The organism is Rhodoferax ferrireducens (genome assembly GCF_031458075.1).
Classification (GTDB): domain Bacteria; phylum Pseudomonadota; class Gammaproteobacteria; order Burkholderiales; family Burkholderiaceae_C; genus Rhodoferax_B; species Rhodoferax_B ferrireducens_A.
In genome coordinates, this window is the sequence record NZ_JAVDXT010000002.1 from 285,682 (window position 1) to 307,331 (window position 21,650).

The 21,650-nt window shown below is 62.5% G+C and carries 16 protein-coding genes and 1 riboswitch; of the genes, 2 read left to right on the top strand and 14 right to left on the bottom strand.

The annotated features are described in order from the left end of the window. Nucleotides 1–6 precede the first annotated feature (6 nt). From J2X19_RS10385 to J2X19_RS10410, 6 genes are all read right to left on the bottom strand, one after another. Nucleotides 7–1,098, bottom strand: coding sequence for a PilW family protein (locus tag J2X19_RS10385; protein WP_310373077.1), 1,092 nt, complete (start codon nt 1,096–1,098; stop codon nt 7–9). Beyond that, nucleotides 1,095–1,874, bottom strand: a complete 780-nt coding sequence (locus tag J2X19_RS10390; protein WP_310373078.1) for a prepilin-type N-terminal cleavage/methylation domain-containing protein — start codon at nt 1,872–1,874, stop codon at nt 1,095–1,097. Before J2X19_RS10390 ends, J2X19_RS10385 begins: the two co-directional genes overlap by 4 nt. An 11-nt stretch (nt 1,875–1,885) precedes the next feature. Continuing rightward, nucleotides 1,886–2,512 carry a GspH/FimT family pseudopilin gene (locus J2X19_RS10395; RefSeq protein ID WP_310373079.1) on the bottom strand — a complete coding sequence of 209 codons (627 nt, stop codon included), beginning with the start codon at nt 2,510–2,512 and terminating at the stop codon, nt 1,886–1,888. A gap of 94 nt (nt 2,513–2,606) precedes the next feature. Next, nucleotides 2,607–3,050: a transcriptional regulator NrdR gene (nrdR, locus tag J2X19_RS10400; protein WP_116603897.1), complete on the bottom strand. Its 444-nt coding sequence runs from the start codon at nt 3,048–3,050 to the stop codon at nt 2,607–2,609. Between the two features lie 24 nt (nt 3,051–3,074). Continuing rightward, nucleotides 3,075–4,319, bottom strand: a complete 1,245-nt coding sequence (gene glyA, locus J2X19_RS10405) for a serine hydroxymethyltransferase (RefSeq protein WP_310373080.1) — start codon at nt 4,317–4,319, stop codon at nt 3,075–3,077. 36 nt (nt 4,320–4,355) lie between these two features. Next, nucleotides 4,356–4,521: riboswitch (ZMP/ZTP riboswitch) on the bottom strand. Between the two features lie 14 nt (nt 4,522–4,535). Then, nucleotides 4,536–5,369, bottom strand: coding sequence for a lytic transglycosylase domain-containing protein (locus tag J2X19_RS10410; RefSeq protein WP_092756560.1), 834 nt, complete (start codon nt 5,367–5,369; stop codon nt 4,536–4,538). Between the two features lie 978 nt (nt 5,370–6,347). Here J2X19_RS10410 and J2X19_RS10415 point away from each other — a divergent pair. Next, complete coding sequence (locus J2X19_RS10415) at nt 6,348–10,106, top strand: DUF748 domain-containing protein (RefSeq protein ID WP_310373081.1); 3,759 nt, start codon at nt 6,348–6,350, stop codon at nt 10,104–10,106. Nucleotides 10,107–10,284: 178 nt separating this feature from the next. After that, nucleotides 10,285–13,110: a DUF349 domain-containing protein gene (locus J2X19_RS10420; protein ID WP_310373082.1), complete on the top strand. Its 2,826-nt coding sequence runs from the start codon at nt 10,285–10,287 to the stop codon at nt 13,108–13,110. Nucleotides 13,111–13,182: 72 nt separating this feature from the next. On the opposite strand, the gene J2X19_RS10425 is transcribed toward J2X19_RS10420, so the two are convergent. The 8 genes from J2X19_RS10425 to J2X19_RS10460 form a co-directional block, all read right to left on the bottom strand. Beyond that, nucleotides 13,183–14,295 carry an endonuclease/exonuclease/phosphatase family protein gene (locus J2X19_RS10425; RefSeq protein WP_310373083.1) on the bottom strand — a complete coding sequence of 371 codons (1,113 nt, stop codon included), beginning with the start codon at nt 14,293–14,295 and terminating at the stop codon, nt 13,183–13,185. Between the two features lie 90 nt (nt 14,296–14,385). Beyond that, complete coding sequence (locus J2X19_RS10430) at nt 14,386–15,570, bottom strand: MFS transporter (protein ID WP_310373084.1); 1,185 nt, start codon at nt 15,568–15,570, stop codon at nt 14,386–14,388. Nucleotides 15,571–15,750: 180 nt separating this feature from the next. Beyond that, nucleotides 15,751–16,668 carry a hypothetical protein gene (locus J2X19_RS10435; protein ID WP_310373085.1) on the bottom strand — a complete coding sequence of 306 codons (918 nt, stop codon included), beginning with the start codon at nt 16,666–16,668 and terminating at the stop codon, nt 15,751–15,753. Beyond that, on the bottom strand, nt 16,665–17,366 hold the full coding sequence (locus J2X19_RS10440) for a hypothetical protein (protein ID WP_310373086.1): 702 nt from the start codon (nt 17,364–17,366) through the stop codon (nt 16,665–16,667). The genes J2X19_RS10435 and J2X19_RS10440 overlap by 4 nt, the downstream gene beginning before the upstream one ends. A 327-nt stretch (nt 17,367–17,693) precedes the next feature. Next, nucleotides 17,694–18,098 carry a D-ribose pyranase gene (gene rbsD, locus J2X19_RS10445; RefSeq protein WP_116603890.1) on the bottom strand — a complete coding sequence of 135 codons (405 nt, stop codon included), beginning with the start codon at nt 18,096–18,098 and terminating at the stop codon, nt 17,694–17,696. After that, nucleotides 18,095–19,099, bottom strand: a complete 1,005-nt coding sequence (locus J2X19_RS10450) for a LacI family DNA-binding transcriptional regulator (protein ID WP_310373087.1) — start codon at nt 19,097–19,099, stop codon at nt 18,095–18,097. Before J2X19_RS10450 ends, rbsD begins: the two co-directional genes overlap by 4 nt. Before the next feature lie 7 nt (nt 19,100–19,106). Next, on the bottom strand, nt 19,107–20,072 hold the full coding sequence (locus J2X19_RS10455; protein WP_116603888.1) for an ABC transporter permease: 966 nt from the start codon (nt 20,070–20,072) through the stop codon (nt 19,107–19,109). Nucleotides 20,073–20,088: 16 nt separating this feature from the next. Then, nucleotides 20,089–21,621, bottom strand: coding sequence for a sugar ABC transporter ATP-binding protein (locus tag J2X19_RS10460; protein ID WP_310373088.1), 1,533 nt, complete (start codon nt 21,619–21,621; stop codon nt 20,089–20,091). Nucleotides 21,622–21,650: the final 29 nt, after the last annotated feature.

The following is a 21,650-nucleotide window of genomic DNA, read 5'->3' on the forward strand; positions in this document are numbered from 1 at the left end:
TTGGAGCTAGTAGGTCTGGTTCAATCGGTTGCGTACAGCAAACTCTTGAACAAAGCGCTTGCGCAAACTGTTGTCATTTGCTGCTTGGGTTTGCTCTACGCCCTTACAGTCCAGGTATTTCCGCTCAACGCCGGCTTTGTCGGCAATTTTGGGGGAAGCTCCCACGCTTTTGGTCATGACGCAAACGCGAACTGAAACAACTCGCGACCATGGTGACAGCGGTGTTACGCCCAGTGCCCCGAACTCCACAGATACGGTCCCCAAATTACTGACCTCGGTCGCTGTAAAGTATTTATCTGGTGTTCGACGATCTTGGTTGGCCGTCGCTGCAAAAACCCCATAAGTGATCTGCATATCCTCAATGCCAGCAAGTATGGGTTGGTAGGGAATACCGGTACTGCCGGCGTTGTCGCCGCTACCGTTGCCAACGCATGCGAAGCTTCGGGTGGTTATTTCCTGCTGATCAATCTGGGTTTTTTTGGCCGCAGAAATTGCATAGCGGTTGGATACAAATAGCGGTTGGAGTGGTGCTTGAAGTGGTTGAAGTGTATTGAGCCGATTGCTGTTGCTGGCACTGTTAGCAACGTCTGCTCCACTACAGTCAAATTGGTCCCCAACGTTAACGCCCATGTTGTCGTTGGTGAAGTAGTTCACCACGAGCGAGTCAGGCTCGTTGGCAGAAGGTGTGCCGCAGGGAGGAGTGGCCGTTGGATCGTATTGCGCGCCATCACAGCCAAACAGGCCGGATAGATAAACTGACTGCGGTGCAGGGGGCGTCCAGTCGGTTGCCAATGCGTTATTGTTGATGTCCTTGGTGGGAGGGAAGCCGGCCAACTTTGGGAAACCTTCGTCGGGGGTGACGCGGGAGATATTGGCTGGGTAATAGCCTGCTTTCATGATGTCGCGGCCGATGAGCTGCAGCACAAACGCGCCGGTTTCAGCATTGCTGCCGTTGCGATCAATGGCGCGCTGGGTTTCTCTGGTACCTAGGTAAACATAGGCTGCAGCCGCCACTAAAAACAAAGTGATGGCAATTGTCACCATCAGTTCAATCAGCGTAACGCCGCGCTGGCGTACAAAGAGTTTGTTGCGTTTCATGGCATGAAGGAAAAGCGGTTGCAACGCACGCCGGCAGGTGCCGCTGCGGCATCAGGGCAGCAGGTTTGCCGTGCGAGACCAAAGTTGGTGCTTGCAACAGTGCTGCATTGGGTGGCCAGAACTAAATTGGGTTGGGTTGCGCTGGTGCCGTCGTTCGTGGATGCCGTTCGGTCGGTGTTGTCCTTGTCCATCCACATAAGCGTGACAACCACTCCTGTACTACGGTCACCCGTCACAAAAACGGCTCCCTGTGGCAGGCTGTTGCGCACGCGCTGGCGCCAAGTCAGCATGTCGTACGTAGCGCGGTCAGCAGGTATGCAAACCGCTGTGCTGCCTTCGCAGGCTACGGCATTGATCTGGGTTTGCAGTGTGGTGTCGCTGATGGCTTGCTGGGCCGCCCAAGTACTGCCCGTCGGGAAGGTTATGGCTAATGCATCTGGATTGCTGGCATATGCCGCAGTGTCAGAGAAGGCGGGGAATGCGTATAAAGAGCTGTAGCCAGCATGGTCCGGTACTGCTGTCAATCGACCTCCGGACACCCAGCTTTTGCCCAACATATCGGGGTTTAGGCGGGCTAAGTCTGCGTAATCGGCATACAGAGAGGCTGTTGCTGCGCGGGACTGGCTGCCGAGTTTAAATTTGGTGGTTGCAACCTGCAGACCTGCTATGCCCAGAAGCCCTATAGATAGTATGACGATGGCGACCAACACTTCAATCAAAGTTACACCACGAGTTGGGCTTGAATGCTGTCGGATATAGGAGTGAATTTTCGGCACAGCATTCACTCCTAATAGCTATTGCAAACGACCGCAGACGGAACAGACCGCGTTCGCCCTAAAGCATCCAAGCAGATGCTAAAACCATATGCATTTGACAACTGGTTGTCTGTATAAACAAGATCGAATCGGCCGGCTGCGCCAAGGTTTGAATTTCCACGTGGGTTGAACTGGATTTTGCGAGTGGTACTTTGAGACATCAGTGTGTAGTCAGCATTTCCCGTTCTTCTTACTAGTAGCATGTTTTCAGGCTTGTTGACGAGTGTGCCGCTGGCATTGGTTTCCTGTGGGCGGTTGATCGTGGTGTTGCATTCTGGATTCAAAAACACAATCCAGCCGACTTGCCAGTCTTGGCCAGTAGTTAGACAAACAGGCCCATTGCCCGTTGTGGTGTCTACCGTGCTGCTCATGCACATGGTGACGCACATGTTCTTACTCACTGCTTCATTCCGGGCTCGGAGAATGCTGCCGCTGAATTCATTGCCCATGCTTGAAAAATTGTTGCGCACGATGAATGCACGCAACGATGGAGCGGCCAGGGCTGCCAAAATGGCAGCCAGAGCCACGGTCACCATTAATTCGATGAGGGTAAAACCCCGATGAGGGGTAGGGCGTGCTGAAGTCATGTAAACAAACATGTATCAGATTGTGCATGGAAGCCATGCCGTCTACCTCCCCGCTGGTCGTGTAAAACCGACCGCTGGCCCAATTTTTGAAGCCTAGCGCAATGCTTCAAATATCCTGGATCAACCGGCTGAACTCGTCCACATCTTCAAAGCTGCGGTACACCGACGCAAAGCGCACGTAGGCGACTTTGTCGAGGTTCTTGAGTTCGCGCATCACCAGTTCGCCCAGCTTGGCTGTGGGCATTTCCTTGGTTCCGCTCGATAGGAGGGTACGTTCGATTCGGTCGAGCGCTGCTTCGACTTGCTCAATGCCGACCGGGCGTTTGCGCAAGGCCAGGCGCATGGATGCCTGTAGTTTGCTGCGGTCAAAGTCGGTTCGGCTGCCGTCCTTTTTGACCACACTAGGCATGGCTACTTCTGCACGCTCATAAGTAGTGAAGCGCTGCTCACAGCCCCCGCAGCGGCGGCGGCGACGTACTAGGTCGCCGTCATCGGATTCACGGGTTTCGACCACTTGGGTCTCGCCGTGGCCGCAGAAGGGGCATTTCATGGCAGAGCGTTAAGCCACGGCGGCTTAACGGTAGACGGGGAAGCGGCTGGTCAGCGCGGCGACCTTGGCGCGCACGACGTCCAGATTGGCGGCATCGCGCGGGTTGTCCAGCACGTCGGCTACCAAGTTGGCCGTGGCACGGGCTTCCTCGTCCTTGAAGCCGCGGGTGGTCATGGCGGGGGTGCCAATGCGCACGCCGCTGGTGACCATGGGCTTTTCAGGGTCGTTGGGGATGGCGTTCTTGTTGATCGTCATGTGGGCGCTGCCCAGCACGGCTTCCGCTTCCTTGCCGGTAATGCCCTTGGCACGCAAATCCACCAGCATGAGGTGGCTTTGGGTGCCGCCGCTGACGATGCGCAGGCCGCGCTGGGTCAGGGTTTCGGCAACTACCTGGGCGTTGCGCAAGACTTGCTGTTGGTATACCTTGAATTCTGGCGCCAGCGCTTCCTTGAAAGCTACAGCTTTGGCTGCAATCACGTGCATCAGCGGGCCGCCTTGCAGGCCGGGGAAGATGGCGCTGTTGATGGCTTTCTCAAACTCCGACTTCATCAAGATGATGCCGCCGCGTGGACCGCGCAGGCTCTTGTGGGTGGTCGAGGTGACGATGTCGGCGTGCGGCACGGGGTTCGGGTAGATGCCTGCGGCGATCAGCCCGGCGTAGTGCGCCATGTCGACCATGAAGATCGCGCCCACGGCCTTGGCGACTTTCGCGAAGCGTTCAAAATCAATAGCAAGAGAGTAAGCACTGGCGCCCGCAATAATCAGTTTTGGCTTGGTTTCGTGGGCCTTGCGCTCCATCGCGTCGTAATCGATTTCTTCTTTGGCGTTCAGGCCGTAGCTGACCACGTTGAACCATTTGCCGCTCATGTTCAGTGCCATGCCGTGGGTCAGGTGACCGCCTTCGGCCAGGCTCATGCCCATGATGGTGTCGCCGGGCTTCAGGAAAGCCAGGAACACGGCTTCATTTGCCGATGCGCCGCAATGGGGCTGCACGTTGGCGGCTTCGGCGCCGAAAATTTGTTTGACGCGGTCAATCGCCAGTTGCTCGGCCACGTCTACATATTCGCAGCCACCGTAGTAGCGACGGCCAGGGTAGCCCTCGGCGTATTTGTTGGTCAGCTGCGAGCCTTGCGCGGCCATGACGGCGGGCGAGGCATAGTTTTCGCTGGCGATGAGCTCGATGTGGTGCTCTTGGCGGGCGTTTTCAGCCTGGATGGCTGTAAACAGCTCGGGGTCGGTTTGCTCGATCAGAATCTGGCGGTCGTACATGGCAGTCCTATCAGACGAAAGTCTTTGGGGTGGAACAAGTGCTGCCCAGGCGAACGGCTGAACGCCAAACGGATTCGGCGGCACGCTTCCCAGTGGTTGCCCGCATGGCCTTGCTAAGAAGGCCGCTGCGGTGGTCCACGTCAGCGTGAGCACCCTGAATCAAATCCAGGGGTCACGCCTATCGCCAGTTGCGTACGGTGCTAGTGTAACGGAGGCTTAGTAAGCCATCAAAGCGGCGACCTTTTCCGCTTCCGCAGGCGCTTGAGGCTTCACAGCCGGTGCGGCTACCGGAATGGCGCGCGGGGTGGTCACAGGAGTAGGGCGGCCTGCGGCCACTTGCTGCAGGCGGCCGTGTTCGGCCATCACCTTGCCAGCGTAGCCGCCGTCGTCTTCGATATTGGCGGCACCCACGTAGTAGCGCAGCCCGCCTTCGACGGAGCCGGCACGCGAAATGCACTCTTGCAGCACCTTGACGCCTACGCGCAGATTGGTCAACGGGTCGAATGCGGCCAGTTTGCCGCCAAACACGTCGTATTTCTCGGTGTGCACACGGGTCATGACCTGCATCAGGCCTTGGGCGCCAACGGCACTTTGGGCGAACGGGTTGAAGCCCGATTCGATGGCCATTACCGCCAGGATCAGCGTGGGGTCGAGCTTGACGCGCCGGCCCAGCTCATACGCCTCGGCCACCAGGGCGCTGACCGGTTCGGCCGCGACATGGTATTTCTTGCTCAGCCAGTAGGCCACAGCCGCCTGCTGCTTGGGCAGGTCTTGCGGATTGCTGGCCGTGGCACGGTCTACCGCCTCGGGTTCAGCTACCGCTTCGATGGTATCCATGCCGGTGGCTTCGACCTGGCGCTCTTGCAGCCAGCCCATCAGCTGGACTTCGGCAACCTGGCGCAAATCGGGCCGGGCGGTCATGGTCACTACGGTAAAGGCCACAACCAAGCCCAAGAGAGCAAATCCGTTGTGGGTAATCTCAAAAAAGCCTTGGGCAATGTCGGATGCGAAGGTTCGCAGCCCATTCCCTAACTTCTGTAACGCTGTCATAGCACTTCCTCATCTCGCGAAGGCCGGGGGCGACAAGATTGCGTAAGAGCAATTCGCTTTGGCACTTCGATTGGGTTGGTACGCCATCAAAATCCTGCGGTGTCTTCGAGACGTTGGCAGCGATTTGACTTAGCCGGGGGTCGGCAGCGGGTCGGTTTGTCCGTAGCGGTTTACGGGGGGACGGCGGATTCTAGGAGGACTATTAATATCGAGTCAAGCATATCAAATTGGTTTTATATTCTAATTTTTTGATTTTTAACTGTTTTTATATACATATTCTTGTGTGTTGATGGGCGCTGCAGGCGCTGAAAAAGTGGCGCATTCGGTCCTGTCGTGATGGGGCTTACAAAATGCTACTGCTACACAAAGCAGAGCTCTCCATCCATTGTTTACAGCTTCTTACAAAGGCCTGGGCAAAAATTGGCTAGTCGATAAAAGCGCGGAAATGCGCGCAGGTGGCGTGCTTTTTACAATTTTTACAATTACTTTGTATACCGCCTGAATCGCCACAGTTTTGGACCGGTAAAACCGGGTGCAAGTTTGTAGATTTTTGTGTCTAGACGGGGGCGTTGAGGGGCATCCGGCCCTTGCGCGTATGCGCCGGGCCTGCGCGGCTTGTCAATCAAATTGACTCAATCGCCGGCGGGATTTGCATTGAAAACCAGATTTGAAATCCCTCTCACCATGGCCTAAATTGACAGCGCCCGCCTCAAAACGGGCGCTCTCCGGTAGGAGCCAATGCCACCCGACACTTTGCGACGGTGGTGTGCAGCAGCCCCGGAACTATATGGAAGCAATCTCTTGTTTCCAATGCAATGGGGGACATCACTCTCTCCCTTGCAACCCCAGACGGCATGAACCGCAAGTTCGCCGTCAGGCCCGGCGGCCAGGCTCAACACCTACCGTCCGGGCTTTCATGTTTTTGGGCGCGCGCTTTCCCGTGTTGTACCGCTGCGGTCTGGCGGCAAAATGCCCGGTATGACATTCGAACTGCTTTCTGGAAATAAATGGCTGCGCCGCGCGCTGTACGTGTTGGTCGGCGGGCTGCTGCTCTGGGGCCTGGCCTGGCTGGCCGTGCCCTATATAGTGAAGAGCCAGGCCGAAAAGGTGGGGAGCGACAAGCTGGGCCGCCAGGTGCAGGTGGGCCATGTGGACTTCCACCCCTGGACCTTGGCGCTGACTTTGGACGACGTGTCGATTGCCGCAGCCAGCGGCACGGTTCCCCAGCTGAAAATGCAGCGCATCCTGGTCGATGTAGCCCTGTGGCAATCGCTGCGGCGCTTGGCGCCAGTGCTCGATGGCATTGCGATCGACCAGCCGGTGCTCAAAATCACCCACCAGGGCGATGGCCACTACGATTTTGACGACGTGCTGGCCCGCCTGAGCAGCCCGCCCGAGCCCACGCCCAGCCCCACGCCGGCTTTTGCGCTCTACAACATCACCCTGACCGGCGGCGCAGTGGACTTTGTTGACAAGCCAGTCGGCGCCACCCATGCCCTGCGCGATCTGCACCTGAGCCTGCCGTTTATCAGCAACCTGGATTCGCAGCGCGAGATCAAGGCTGAGCCGCGCCTGGCCTTCACCCTCAATGGCAGCCATTTCGATTCGGCCGCGCAGACCACGCCGTTTGCCACCTCGCGCAAGACCGACGCTAGCTTCCAGCTGAAGGGTATGGACCTGGCGCCGTACCTGCCGTATCTGCCCGCCAGCCTGCCGGTGAAGCTGCAGGCTGCGGTGCTGAACGCCGACCTGAAACTGGCGTTCGAGCAGACGCCCAAGCCTTCGCTGCGCATCAGCGGCGTGCTGCAGGCCGACCAGATCAAGCTGGCCAATCCGCAAGGCGCGGGCTGGCTGGCGCTGGACTCGCTCAAGCTCACGCTGGATGCGTTGCGCCCGCTGGAGCAGACCGTCAAGCTGTCCGCCGTCGAGCTGGCCGCGCCCGCGCTTGACCTGCGCCGCGATGCCGCTGGCCGGCTGAATGTGGCCTCTGCCCCGGTTGCTGGTAAAACAATAGCTGCTCCCGCAGCAGCTGCGAGCGCCAGCGGCACAAAAGATCCTCAACCCACGGGCTGGAAAGTCAGCGTGGACAAGCTGGCCTTGCACAGCGGCAGCCTGCGCTGGACCGACGCCAGCACCCAGCCCGCGGCCCAGGTGGCGCTGAAGCAGCTGGCGCTGGAGGCGTCCGCCATCGCCTGGCCGTTTACCCAGCCGCTGCAGTTCAAGGGCAGTGCGCAGATCGCCGGCGATGCCGCCACGTCGTCCGAGCTGCGCTTTAGTGGTTCGGCGACCGACCAGCAAGCCCAGGTCGATGCCCAGCTCGGCGGTTTGCCGCTGGCGGTCGCCGCACCGTATCTGGCCTCGGTGCTGGAGCCGCGCCTGACCGGCCAGCTCAGCGCCGATCTGCAAGTGCAATGGAAGGCGCCGGACGCACTGCAGCTCAGCGCCAAACAGCTCACGCTGGACAACCTGGCCCTAGGGGCGGCAGCGCTTGCTACTAATAAGAAGAGCAGCCAGCCCAGTAACGCCAAGGGCGCTAAGCCAGAGAAGGTGGAAATACCCGCCCTGGCCAGTCTGCGCCAGCTGCAGATCAGCCAGGCCCAGGTCGACCTGGGCCAGCGCCGGGTCCAGATCGGCAAGCTCAGCCTCACCGAACCAAGGGCCAAAGTGGCGCGCGGCAAAGACCAGCGTTGGATGTTTGAAGCCTGGCTCAAGCCCAGCAGCGCACCGACTCCGGCCGCACCCGGCCAGCCCTGGGCCGTTAGCGTGGCGGACCTGCAGCTGGACGGCGGCGCCGTGTCGTACCTGGACCAGGCGAATGCCGACCCCGTGGCCTTCGAGGTGACGGCCTTGCAGTTGCAGATGAAAGACCTGGCCCCCGGCAGCGCCAAGGCCTCGCCCTTGACGGTGTCGGCGCGCATAGGCGCAGGCAATGCCGAGCCGGGCCGGCTGGCCTACAAGGGCACGCTGGCGCTGCAGCCGCTGGCAGCCCAGGGCCAGCTGGACCTGGTGCATCTGCCGCTGCATGCCTTCGAGCCGTATTTCGGCGCTTCGCTGAACGTGGACGTGGTGCGGGCCGACACCAGCTTCAAAGGCCAGCTGGCCTATACCGCCAGCCCGGCCGGCCCGGTGCTGCAGGTGCGCGGCGACGGCACCCTCGAAGACCTGCGCGCCAACCGCTCGGTCAACAGCACCATGGCCGTGTCTACCGTCTCCAGCGGGGCCGATGGCGCACCGACGCCGGTGGCCGGGCGCGAGTTGCTGAGCTGGAAGCTGCTGAACCTGCGCGGCCTGGACGTGACCCTCAAGCCCGGTACTGCCACCCGGGTTGAAATCAAGGAAACCGCGCTCAGCGACTTCTACGCCCGCATCGTGGTCGACGAAACCGGCCGCATCAACCTGCAGGATCTGGTCAAGTCCAGCAGCCCGCCTCCAACGCCAGCTGCCGATGCTACAAATAAAGTAGCTGCTCCCGCAGTCGCTACCAGCGCCAGCGCCCCAAATGCTCCCAATGAGCCGGGCGCAGTGGTGCGTATGGGCGGCATCAGCCTGGTGAACGGCCGGGTGCTGTTCTCCGACCGCTTCGTCAAACCCAATTACTCGGCAAATCTGAGCGAGCTGACCGGCAAGCTGGGTGCGTTCTCGTCCGTGCCTGCGCAAGGCCAGGTGCAGCTGGCCGACCTGGAGCTGCGTGGCCGCGCCGAGGGCACGGCTTCGTTGGAGATCCTGGGCAAGCTGAATCCGCTAGCCAAGCCGCTGGCGCTGGACATCGGCGCCAAGGTGCGCGACCTGGAGCTGCCCGCGCTGTCGCCTTACAGCATCCGCTACGTAGGCCACGGCATAGAGCGCGGCAAGATGAGCGTGGACGTGCACTACACCGTCCAGCCCGACGGCCAGCTGACTGCTACTAACAGCATTATCTTGAACCAGCTGACCTTTGGCGACGAGGTGGCCGGTGCGCCCGCCAGCCTGCCGGTCAAGCTGGCCGTGGCCCTGCTGGCCGACAGCAATGGCGTGATCGACCTGAACCTGCCGCTGTCGGGCTCGCTGAACGACCCGCAGTTCCGCATCGGCCCGGTGATCTGGAAGATCCTCGGCAACCTGATCGCCAAGGCCATCACCTCGCCGTTCAGCCTGCTGGCCCATGCGTTTGGCGGCGGTGGGGAGGAACTGGGCAGCGTGCCCTTCGCCCCCGGCAGCGCGGTGCTGACGGCCGAGGCCCGGCAAGGCCTGGACAAGGTGGCCAAGGTGCTGACCGACCGGCCGGCGCTGAAGATGACCGTGGTGGGCAATGCCAGCCTGGAGGTCGAGCGCGAAGCCATGCAGCGCCAGCGCCTGCAGCGCCGGGTGCTGGCCGAGAAGCGCCGCAATCTGGTGGCCGGTGGCGCGGCCGCCGCCAATGCCGACGCCGCCGAGCTGGAGGGCATCGCGGTCAGCGACGCCGAATACCCGGCGCTGCTCAAGTCGGTCTACCAGCGCGCCAGCTTCCCCAAGCCGCGCAACGCGATTGGTCTGTTGAAAGACCTGCCGCAGCCCGAGATGGAGCAGCTGCTGCTGGCCAATCTGCCGGTCGATGCAGACAATGTGCAGCGCCTGGCGGTGCAGCGCGGCGTGGCGGTGCGCGACTACCTGGCGGCCCAGAAGCTACCGCTGGAGCGGCTGTTTCTGGGGGCTGCCAAAACCACCGAAGGCGACGCCAACTGGCGTCCGCAGGCCGACTTGCAGCTGGCAACGCCCTAGCCGTAACCCTCGATTTACAAGCCAGTTCGAAAAGCGGCGAAAATAGCCCCCTAGCCCTGATCCGGACCCATGTGCCGTAGGGCACGGGTGGCTGCTTTGGCCACTTGTTTTTTTACCCTGTGCGGGCATCTACCGGTGTGTAAATGCCCGTCGGTCTACCCCAAGAATAAGTTCATCCATGTTTGGTTTCTCCAACCCCAAAACCGCGCCCGCCACTCCGTCCGAAAAGCCTGCTGTGACCACACCCAAATCCAACGAACCACATCCGCTTGACGCTTTGACCGGTGGCGCCTTCTCGGCCCACACCGCCGGTGAGCGGGCCCAGCGCATCCGCGACTGGCTGGTCACCAACCCCAGCTACGAGCAGATGCACGAGGTGTTCCAGGAACTCAACGGCCGCGACCGCGGCGCTGCCAAGCCACTGCGCGAAAAGCTCGACGAACTCAAGCGCACCAAGGGCGCCGAAATCATCGCCGCCGAATGGGCGCGCAAAGCCACGGCCTTGCTGGCCCTGCCCAAGCTGAACATGGCCGACGCTATGGCCTGGCAGCGCGATGCCGCCAAGGCCGGCGCGCCGCTGAGCAAGGAGCCATTGGCTGCGCTGAAGGTGCAACTGGCCGACCGCGTCAAAGGTATTGAAGACCTGCAGCACCGCGTGCAAGTCCAGCGCGAAGCCGCTGTGCTGCTGGCCCAGCGCATCGAAGTGCTGTCCACCAAGCCCTGGCGCGATGCGCAGGCGGCCTTGGAGGTGCTGGGTGCCGACGTGAAACACTGGCAAGACCAGGCCACAGAGTTGGCCTCCGATACCAACTGGACCAGCGTGGACGGCAAGTACCCGACCATGCTGGACTCTTCGCGCGGCCAGCTGCTGGTGGTGTGGGATGCGTTCCAGGCCGCACTGGCGCTGACCGTGGCCGCCGATGCCGACGCAGCAGCACCGCTGCCGCCCGTCAATGTCTGGGCCGACGAATTGCGCGTGGCCCGCGGCGTGCCGCTGGAAGCCGCCAAATCCGACCGGCCGGCCAAGCAGGCGAAGGCGCCGGTCGATCCGGCCCTGCGCGAAGCTGCCAACAAGGCCGTGCAGGAAGCCCTGACCAAGGTCGAGCAAGAAGTGGCCGAAGGCCATGGCAAGGCCAGCGCCGGTGCTGCCGCCGCGCTGCGCAATGCGCTCAAAGAACACAACCGCCTGGTCGACGACAAGCTGGGCAATGCCGCGCAAGCCGCGCTAGCCGCTGCCGGCGAACTCGAAGGCTGGCAACGCTGGCGCGCCGACCAGCTGCGCGAAGAACTGCTGATCAAGGCGGAGGGCCTGCTCAAGCGCCCCGACGGCCACGCCCTGGGCGGCCGCAAGATGCAGGACACCTTGCGCCAGATGCGCGAGCAGTGGAAGCAGACCGACCAAGGCGGCGTGCCCAACCACGCGCTGTGGAAGCGCTTCGACGACGCCTGCAACGAGGCCTACAAGGTGGTCGAAGCCTGGCTGGACAAGGTCAAGACCGACGCCGTCGCGCACAAGGCCCAGCGCCTGGCGCTGATCGAAGAAGTCAAGGCCTGGGCGGCCGAGAACGTGACGGCCAAGGACGGCGACTGGAAGGGCTTTTCGCGCATCCTGCACCAGTTCGGCGACCGCTGGCGCGATGCTGGCCACTTGGGCGAAAAAGCCTTTGCCGAAATGCAGCCGCTGTGGAAAGAGGCCATCGGCCTGGCCGCCGCGCCGCTGGAAAACCTGCAAAAGGCCAGCGTCGACCGCCGCCACGCCATGATCGAAGAAGCCAAGGTGCTGGGCGCCGCGCCGGTGCTGCGCATCGACGCCGTCAAGGCCTTGCAGCAACGCTGGCAGGCCGAGGCGCAAAGCGTGCCCATGGACCGCAAGTTTGAGCAAAAGCTGTGGGACGCTTTCCGCAAGCCGCTGGACGACGCCTTCAACCGCAAGACCGAAGAGCGCGAGAAATCCGCCGCCGCCCTGAGCGACCGCGACCGCATGGTGCTGGAAGCCGCCAAGGCCCTGGACGCCGCCAATGCCAGCGGCGACGCGCAGAAGATCCGCGCCGCCATGGCCGGCCTGGAAGCCGCCTTGCGCGGCCAGGCCCTGGCCCAGGCGGCCGTCAACGCCGACAAGGCCGAAGCCGTGGCCCAGTCGGCTGTGCAAGCCGAATCGCAAGCCGCTGCTCCGGTGACCGAAGTTTCTGAAGAAAATCCGGCTCCAGCGCAGGCAGAGTCTGCGCCAGAAGCTACGGAAACTGTAGCAAATGCCGAACCTGCAGCCGAAGCCGCTCCGGTCGAGCCGCCCAAGCCCGTGCGCAAGCCGGTGGTGGCGATGCGCGGCGATGACCGCCCTGGCATGAAGAAGGCCGAGCCGGTGCAAGCCGGCCGTGGCGGCAAGTTTGGCGACCGCAAGGACGGCCCACGCACACCGCGCCCGGGTGACAACAAGTTCGAGCCGCGCCGCGATGAGCGTGGCCCGCGCGATGGCGGACGTGACGGTGGCCGTGATGCAGGACGTTGGGGCGACCGCCCGGCGTTTGAAGACCGTGGCCCGCGCCTGGGCGATGCCGCCTTCCGCGCCCAGCGCGATGCGCTGGAAAACGCCCAGCACGCGCTGAAGAAGCTGGCCGCGCAGGCCCACGGCGAAGTCTTGACCGACCTGCTGACGGCCTGGGAAAAGCGCGACGTGGCGCAACTGCCTAGCGTCCAGGCTCTGGGCCATGGCGTGAACCCCGCCACCCGCAGCGCCTGGTCGCAAAGCATCAGCGCGCCGGCCAAGGCCGACGACAAGGCCGCGGGCGAAGCCCTGCTGCGCCTGGAAATCGCCGCCGAAGCGCCCACGCCAGCCGAGCTGGTCAGCGCCCGCCGCATGCTGCAACTGCAGCTGCTGACCAAGCGCAACGACCCGTCGCCGGCCCAGACCTGGGCGCAGGACACGGCCAAGGTGCTGGCCAGCCCGTTTGATGCCGGCAATGCGCGCCGCATGCAGACCGTGCTGAAGGTGCTGCTGAAGCGCTGATAGCTTTGGCCTGCGGGCCAGAACGGAAAAAGGCTACCAGGGGTAGCCTTTTTTCATGGTCGCAGGGTCGCGTCAGAGCTCCAGGTCGACCCACAGCGCCGCATGGTCGGAGGCGGCTTCGTCGGCATTCGTCAGCTCGGGGAAATGCGGCCACAGCGTGCCGTTGGTGCCGCCCCACATGCCGCGGCGCTCGACCCCGGCGGCCGTGACCTTGGCGAACAGATCGGGCGACAGCAGGATGTAATCCAGCTTGGCGCTGGCGCCGCAGTTGCCGTGCGTGCCCGGCTTGCCGCCGCTGGCGTAGGCGGGGTGGCTGCTGATGTCCTGCAGCGGCGAGCCCTGGCGCAGCAGCGGGTCCATCGGGGCGTTGGCCGGGATTTCGTTCAGGTCGCCCACCACGGCCACCAGGGTTTCGCCGGCCAGCAGGTGGGCGTCCACCAGTTCGCGCACGCGCTGGGCCTGGCGCTTGCGCTTGGCATCGTTGGCCGCCTGCGTGCCATAGCCCTTGCTTTTGAAATGGTTGGCCAGCAGCCACAGGCGCTTGCCCTGGGGCAGGCCGATCTCGTATTCGGCGCAGTCGCGGCTGAAGATCGTGCCCTTGGCGTCGGTGTCGTCCACATGCGAGCGGATCGACAGGATGGGGTATTTGGCGCGGGTCATCAGGCCGACGTCGATGCCGCGGTCGTCGTTGCCATCGACCAGCATCACATGGTCGAAGGGCTTGCCCGCCACCTCGATCAGCACCTGCTGGTTGAACAGGCGCAGCACCGTGCGGTCTTCGGCTTCGATCACCACCTGCAGGTCGGCGGCCACGGCGTGCAGCACGCGCGCGGTGTTCAGGGTGGCGACCTCGTTGACTGGCTCGGTCTTCAGCTCGACCCAGCCGATCCAGCTCTTGCGGCCGGCGGCCACGATGCTGGCTTCGCCAACGCGCGGGCGCTTGATCAGCGTGCCGCGGATTTTGCGCAGCAGCAGCAACGGGCCTTCGTCGGTCTTCAGCAGGCCGTTGTCGGCCATCAGCTTGAGCATGCGCTGCTTGTCGGCTGCGCTGTAGCGCGGTTTCTCGAACAAGGCGTTGAGTTCCTTGTGGGCTTCCAGCGCGGGCTTGCCTTCGGCCCAGTCGCTGCCGTTCAGGGCCTTGGCCCGGTCGAACATGTTTTCAACGTTGAAGCTGGCGAGGCGCATGGTGGGCTCCGAATCGGGTGGGGGTGCCAGAGCCTAACCAGACGCACATCGGTGTGCAATCCCCCAAATGGGGGATAACGGCGTGCCCGCTTAACCGGTTTCGCAGCCCAGCACCGCGCCGCGCAGCTGCGGGCCCCGGCGCTCCAGCCAGGCCGAGTAGGCGGTCACGCCCAGCGCCAGCACGGCCACGCCGGCCGCCACCAGGGGCAGGGCCTGCAGCGACCAGCCGATGTCGATGGCCGCGCCGCCCAGCCAGGCGCCGGCGGCATTGCCCAGGTTGAAGGCGCCGATGTTTAACGTGGAGGCCAGACCGGGCGCAGTGCCGGCCTGCGACACCACCCGCACCTGCAGCGGCGCACCGGTGGCGAACGAGGCCATACCCCAGAGCATCAAGGTGATGACGGCCGGCCAGAGCCAGGCGCTGGTGAACGAGAAGACCACCAGCACCGTCGCCACCGCCGCGAAGATGCCCATCAGCGAGGGCATCAGCTTCCAATCGGCCAGGCGGCCGCCGACCAGGTTGCCGATGGTCAGGCCGACGCCGCACAGCAGCAGCACGCCGCTGACGTTCTGCGGCGCCACGCCGGTCACGTCGCGCAGGATGGGGGTGATGTAGGTGAACACGGTGAACAGCGCAGCCGAGGCCAGCGCGCTGGTACCCAGGGCCAGCCAGACCTGCTTGACTTTCAGCACCCGGAACTCGCCCAGCACGCTGCCGCTGAGGTTCTGGCGCAGCGCCGGCACCCAGCGCAGCACGGCCAGCATGGCCAGCACGCCGATCACCGCCACCACCCAGAAGGTCGATCTCCAGCCGGCCTGCTGGCCCAGCAGGGTGCCCAGCGGCACGCCCAGCACATTGGCCAGGGTCAGGCCGGCGAACATCAGCGACATGGCCTGGGCCCGCTTGTGCGGCTCGACCACGCTGGTGGCCACCACCGCGCCGATGCCGAAGAAGGCCGCGTGGCAGAACGAGGTGAGCACCCGCGCCACCATCAGCCAGCCGTAGTCGGGCGCCAGCGCGCAGCCCACATTGCCGAGTACGAACAAGGCCATCAGCCAGGCCAGCGTGGTCTTGCGCGGCAGCCGCGCGGTGGCCACTGCCAGGATAGGACCGCCGACGGCCACGCCCAGCGCATAGGCCGAGACCAGCATGCCGGCCGAGGGAATGGAAACCCCCAGGTCGCCGGCCACTTCGGGCAGCAGGCCCATGATGACGAATTCGGTGGTGCCAATGCCAAAAGCGGCGATGGCCAGGGCCAGCAGCGGGAGATTCATAGAGTGGTGGAATAGGGCAACAAAAAGGGCGCGCACACGGCGCCCGGCCTGACCCATTGTAGGCAGCCGATGATGACCTTGTTGCGCCGAGTATTTAAGTAGAAAGCGTCACCAGCATAGGTGGAATGTGCGCTATATGCTGCGTATTTGATAGCGTATGGCGGTCTGCTTTAGCCGACTTCAGCGAAATCGAGTGCCCCAAATTTCGCACGCATTGTCTTTTTCTTCATTCGTGATCGACGTCACAGCAGGAAGTGATATCAGCCAGCCGCGCAAATTTCGTGCATGCAAACGACCACATTGCGTCTGCAGCAATTGGGCCCGTTCCGTTCGAACATATGCGCCGTCGCGGAACCTTAGGGTGCGTTGTGAGCCGGGGTCTGGTGCAGACCATGTCTGCATGGCCAATTCAATTGCCTCGACCAATAAACCTGTCGCTACCCTTTGCAGAGCCTCCCCGTCGTTGTCAGTCCAGTGTTGCAGTCCACTGTCTTTCTCCAACGGATCAGACAGAACGCGTATTTTGCGAATGGCTGCTGGTACTTTGCCTTTTTTTGCGGGCCAAATGACGATATCCGCATCCAGGCTCAGTGAGCGTAGGTCAGATGACACCAGGTAGGATGGCGTGATTTCAGCCAACCATTCCGTCGTCGCTAAAGGATGCATCTGGTGGTCGGCCAGAAGCGCTGATCGGCGCGCCACATCCACACTCAGTTGCTGCGTAGTCAGGTTAACCAACGCCTGATGGAGTGGTTGCAAAACAATATCTGCCTCCTTCAATCGCTTCTCTTGCTCCGCGCTGCGAATCCCCGAGTTGATAACGGCATGTGTGAGTATTGCTGCTATAAATGACACGGCATCGGGAGCTGGATACATCATAGGATGTACAGCTCCCGTCGACCCGTCGCGGCCGACGGATCCATGTACGCTTACAGCACCATCACCTTGAATGACCCAGCGCCATTCGGTGCCCATAGCAGGTAAAGGTGCATCCAATGCCGGAAATCCGGCATCCGACGCAAACGTCGATTGCGTGGTCAATACAACATTCAAAAACAGCAAACCCAGCCATATCGCTTTGGTCTGCAGAAACTTCATTTCTTCAGATCAACCAGGACACGGTCTTTGAATTCCTCAATTGCTTCGTAATACGCACTCGTCAAACCGGGGAACGAAGGCGGTTCATCCCATGCGCCGTCTGCATTCTTCCGGATTTGAACGGGTTCAAACCACTCTAGACGGTTTTCTGGGAGCTTGATCATCATCACGGAGCCTGCAACCCAGGCATGTGGTTCGGCTGTAGGGACATAAGACGCGAAAGGCCTTTCGAAACCCATTGCACCGGTTTGTACAAGTAGAAGATGATCGATACCGTATTGGGCTTGCAATCCCTTGAAGTCCAGTGTGGTAAACCCAGCTTCAATTTTTGCAGCCTTGGGCAGGTCATTCAGTTTCATATCGACAGGCAATGCCACGAAAGGAATACCTTTGCTTTGCAATACCTTGGTCAAATCAGCCTCTATTTGGTAGACCTCTTGGTTGGATAGCTTGGCAGTGTGTGCATTGAGTGACGTATGTATCAGGTTGGCCGTGCCGATACATAGTAAGCAGTTGGCTCCTGGAAAATGGGTGTTGGGCTTCGCCGCAACTACAACGGCCACCCCCACCTTGCCTGAACCGGAGTTCAGCGTGGAATTCGCAAATGGAATATTGGGTTGTACAGGTGTTGCGCAGCCTGTCAAAAAGGCGGATACAAAGAAGACCGCCAACACCGTATAAAGGCGATTGATTTGCAAAAGAAAATGCACTGAAAGCTCCCAGGTACGGATGGCGCGTACTGAATTGATTGTGAATGGTTATTTTCTGTAAACAATGTGTAAACAGCCGCGGCATTCTAACCACGGCTATGTGCCACTCATTCGCAGTCATTGCGCGCGCTCGTGCTTGTCTCAAAACGTGTTTAGGTCTTCACAGAATCAAGGCCAAGATAGATGGCCCACTCTCAAAGCAGAGAAAACAATTGCCAAGAAGCGACTCTCGTTTCACAAATTTTTCTTGATTCAAGTCCCGAGCTATGGTTTTTTTTATCCCTCTTTTTGGGGAGAAGGTTTGCAAGCGGTTTCTTAAAAGCTGACACCGGCCACCAGGATGATGTTGGCGTAGGGCGTGCACTCTCCCGTGCGGACCATGGCGCGGGCCTGGCCGCAGAGCTTTTTGAACTCGGTATGGCCGATATTCGCCGGCTTGGCGGGCAGCTGGTCGGCGCACCAGGCGGGCAACTGGCGTTCGTCGCCGACCAGGGCTTCGGTGGCGATGATGCTGGCTTCGACCTGCAGCTCGGTCAGCACGGCTTGCAGGACTTGCTGCAGACCGGGTGTACCGGGGCAGAGCGCCAGGTCGATGCGCTGTGGCGCGCCGGGGCCTACCGGGATCGGCAGACCGGCATCGCCCAGCACCAGCATGTCGCCATGGCCCATGCTGGCAATGACCTGGGAGAGTTCGGCGTGGAGCAGGGTGGTGCGTTTCATGGTGTGGTGGGAGAGGCTGTGGATGCGCGCACGATCAGCTCGGGCTGCAATAAAACTTGTCTGGTATCGGTGCGCCCACCCTGTATGCGTTCCAGCAGCATGTCGACCGCCAGCCTGCCGATGCGTTGCTTGGGCTGGACGATGGTGGTCAGCGGCGGGCTGGTGAAGCGGGCCAGTTCGATGTCGTCAAAGCCGATGATGGACAGGTCTTGCGGTATGCGCAACCCGGCCTCGTGGGCGGCGCTGAGCGCGCCTATACCCATCAGGTCGTTGCAGACGAATACCGCCGTTGGCTGCTGGGGCGATTGCAGGATGGCCTGCATCGCGGTAAAGCCGCCCTGGCTGCTGAAGTCGCTGTGCCAGAGCAAGTCGTTGGCGTCCAATGCAGCCGCAGCCAGCGCATTGCGCCAGCCCTGGATGCGCTGGGCGCTGGGGCTGAGCTCGGCCGGGCCGCCTATGCAGGCGATGCGCCGGTGGCCTAGCGCTACCAGGTGTTCGGTGGCCATCTGGCCGCCTTGCACGTTGGCGGTTTCCACCAGGTCGCAGTGCACATGGGTGACCTCGCGGTCCAGTAGCACGGTGGGCGTGGTCAGGCCTTGCAGCAGATCCTGCAGATCGCTGTCTTCGCCGGTGGAGATGATGATCAGACCGTCGACGCGCTTCTCGGCCAGCACCTTGAGGTAGACGCTTTGGCGCAGCGGCTCGTCGTCGGTGTTGCACAAGATCAGCGTGTAGCCGCTGGCAAAGCAGTGGTCTTCGACGCTGCGCACGATCTCCGCGAAGTAGGGGTTGGAGCAGTTGGGGATCAGCATCCCCAGGGTGCGGGTGGTATTGCTCTTCAGGCTGCGCGCCACGGCGCTGGGCACGTAGCCGAGTGCGCGGATGGCGGCCTCTACGTCTTGCCGCGCCTTGTCGCTGACAAAGCGCGTGCGGTTCACCACATGGGAAACGGTGGAAATGGATACGTTGGCGTGGCGGGCAACGTCTTTGATGGAGGCCATGGGGTGCTCAGTGGGCGCGCGCGGCGCGGCGCTGCCGCAGTGTATCGATGATGACGGCGACCACGATCACGCAGCCGGTGATGATGCGCTTGCTCGGGTCGCTGACGCCCACCTGGGCCAGACCGGCTTCCAGCACGGCAATGATCAGCACGCCAAAGAAGGTGTTGACCACCGAGCCGCGCCCACCCATCAGGCTGGTGCCGCCGATGACCACCGCGGCAATCACCTGCAGCTCGATGCCGGTGCCGGCGTTCGGGTCGGCGGCCTCCAACCGGGCAGACTGCATCAGGCCCGCAAAGCCAGCCAGCAGGCCGGTGGCGGCAAATACCGCGATGCGGATCGGGCTGGGGTTGATGCCGGCCAGGCGCATGGCTTCCTCGTTGGTGCCTATGCCCACCACGTAGCGGCCGAACACGGTCTTGGTCAGTACCAGCTGGCCGACCACGACCAGGGCCACGGCGATGAAGAAGGCCGACGACACGCCGCCCACCCAGGGCGCAGCCAGGCCGGAGATGGCGTCGCCCACATACTGGGTGCGCGAGTCGGTGGCCACATAGGCGCCGCCGCGCACGGCTTCCAGCATGCCCAGCGAGACGATGAAGGACGGCAGGCGCCAGACCACCGCAATGCTGCCGGTGATGGCGCCGCAGGCCAGGCCGACCAGCAGGCCCAGCGCGGCAGCTGGCAGCACGCTCCAGTGCCAGAGCAGGATGGCGTTGGCGGTGGCCGCGGCCGACAGCGCCAGCACCGAACCGACCGACAAATCGATGCCGGCAATGATCAGCACAAAGGTCATGCCCACGGCCATCACCAGCAGGGCCGGGATCTCGTTGGCGATGGCGACAAAGGTGTCGGCACTGAAGAAGTATTCGCTGAGGTTGCCGAACAGCACGACCATGCCGATGAGCACGGCGCTCAGGCCCAGGTAGGTGCCGAGCTGGCTGCTGGTGGGGGATTTGGTAGAGGTAGACATAGTGAAAATTAGGGGTTCAACCGTGGGTGCCGTTCAGGGCGGCGGTGTCGGTAAAGGCGGCGGCCAGCAGGGATTTCTCGGTCCACTCGCCGCGCTCGAACACCGTGACCAGGCGGCCATGGGCCATGACGCCGATGCGGTCGCACATCTGCATCAGCTCGCGCAAGTCGCTGGAGACCATCAGCAAGGCCTTGCCGGCCTCGGCCATTTTTTCCAGCTCGGCATAGATGTCGGCGCGCGCACCCACGTCGACGCCGCGGGTCGGTTCGTCCAGCAGCAGCACATTGCATTCGCGGTGCAGCCAGCGGGCGAACACCACCTTTTGCTGGTTGCCACCGCTGAGCGTGCCCACCGCTTGTTCGGGGCCGCTGCAGCGTATCGACAGGCGCTGCACCATGTTTTGGGCAATGCTGTCTTCACGGGCGCGGTCCAGCCAACCGGCGTGCGATACGGCGCCCACGTCGCTGAGGGTGGTATTGATGCGGATCGGCTGGCTGAGCAGCAGGCCCTGGGATTTGCGGTCTTCGGTGACTAGGCCGATGCCGGCGGCAATCGCCTTGATGGGCGAGCGCCAGCCTTTGTGGGCTGTGCCCTGGATGGTGATCTCGCCGGTGTCGGTGCGGTCGGCGCCAAACAGCAGGCGCAGCAGCTCGGTGCGGCCGCTGCCGACCAGGCCGGCGATGCCGAAGACCTCGCCGGCGTGGACTTGCAGGCTCACGTCCTGCACCGCCGTGCCGCGGCCTAAGTTTTTCGCATTCAGCAGCAACGGGCCGCGCGGGCGGCGCGGCCGGCCCATGTCCTGGTCCACCGCATGGCCCACCATCAGCTGCACGATGTCGGGCTCGGTCACGCTGCGCATGGCGCAGGTTTTGACCAGGCGGCCGTCGCGCAGCACGGCCAGGGTGTCGGCGATCTGGATCAGTTCTTCGAGCCGGTGCGACACGTAAACGATGGCCACGCCCTGGGCTTTCAGCAGCGCGATCTGGTCGAACAGATGCCGGGTCTCGCGCGGCGTCAGCATGGCGGTGGGCTCGTCGAGGATCAGCACCCGGGTGTTGTCCTGCAGATTGCGGGCAATCTCCACCATCTGCTGCTGGCCTATGCCCAGCTGCGACACCGGTGTGCGCGGGTCGATGTCCTCAATGCCCATCTTCGCCAGCTGGGCCACGGCACGGGTGTTCAGCTGCGCATGGTCGATCCAGTGCGCGCGCCAGCGGCCGCGGTGCGGTATGGCTCCGAGCAGTAAATTTTCGGCCACGGTCAGCGTCGGCACCAGGCTGAGTTCCTGCATCACCATGCGCACGCCCAGCGCTTCGGCGTCGCGGCGCGAAGCAGGGGCGAAGGCCTGGCCACCGAGCTGCAGCGAGCCCTGGCTGGCGCGCTCCAGGCCAGAGATGATTTTCGACAGCGTGCTTTTGCCCGCGCCGTTCTCGCCCGTCAGCGCCAGTACTTCGCCGGGGTGCAGCGGCAGCGACACGCCGTGCAGCACGGTGTTGCTGCCGTAGGTTTTGCTGACCGACTGGATGGTTAAAACGGGGGAGGGGGTCATGGAATTCAGAAATGGGGGTGGCGCGGACA

What these genes read in the sequence shown, in the direction of transcription:
- J2X19_RS10450 (WP_310373087.1), bottom strand. Translation starts at nt 19,099, where the DNA reads ATGGCCTCCATCAAAGACGTTGCCCGCCACGCCAACGTATCCATTTCC.
- glyA (WP_310373080.1), bottom strand. Translation starts at nt 4,319, where the DNA reads ATGTACGACCGCCAGATTCTGATCGAGCAAACCGACCCCGAGCTGTTT.
- J2X19_RS10425 (WP_310373083.1), bottom strand. Translation starts at nt 14,295, where the DNA reads ATGCGCCTCGCCAGCTTCAACGTTGAAAACATGTTCGACCGGGCCAAG.
- J2X19_RS10415 (WP_310373081.1), top strand. Translation starts at nt 6,348, where the DNA reads ATGACATTCGAACTGCTTTCTGGAAATAAATGGCTGCGCCGCGCGCTG.
- rbsD (WP_116603890.1), bottom strand. Translation starts at nt 18,098, where the DNA reads ATGAAACGCACCACCCTGCTCCACGCCGAACTCTCCCAGGTCATTGCC.
- J2X19_RS10410 (WP_092756560.1), bottom strand. Translation starts at nt 5,369, where the DNA reads ATGACAGCGTTACAGAAGTTAGGGAATGGGCTGCGAACCTTCGCATCC.
- J2X19_RS10455 (WP_116603888.1), bottom strand. Translation starts at nt 20,072, where the DNA reads ATGTCTACCTCTACCAAATCCCCCACCAGCAGCCAGCTCGGCACCTAC.
- J2X19_RS10385 (WP_310373077.1), bottom strand. Translation starts at nt 1,098, where the DNA reads ATGAAACGCAACAAACTCTTTGTACGCCAGCGCGGCGTTACGCTGATT.
- J2X19_RS10460 (WP_310373088.1), bottom strand. Translation starts at nt 21,621, where the DNA reads ATGACCCCCTCCCCCGTTTTAACCATCCAGTCGGTCAGCAAAACCTAC.
- J2X19_RS10430 (WP_310373084.1), bottom strand. Translation starts at nt 15,570, where the DNA reads ATGAATCTCCCGCTGCTGGCCCTGGCCATCGCCGCTTTTGGCATTGGC.
- J2X19_RS10420 (WP_310373082.1), top strand. Translation starts at nt 10,285, where the DNA reads ATGTTTGGTTTCTCCAACCCCAAAACCGCGCCCGCCACTCCGTCCGAA.
- nrdR (WP_116603897.1), bottom strand. Translation starts at nt 3,050, where the DNA reads ATGAAATGCCCCTTCTGCGGCCACGGCGAGACCCAAGTGGTCGAAACC.
- J2X19_RS10395 (WP_310373079.1), bottom strand. Translation starts at nt 2,512, where the DNA reads ATGTTTGTTTACATGACTTCAGCACGCCCTACCCCTCATCGGGGTTTT.
- J2X19_RS10435 (WP_310373085.1), bottom strand. Translation starts at nt 16,668, where the DNA reads ATGAAGTTTCTGCAGACCAAAGCGATATGGCTGGGTTTGCTGTTTTTG.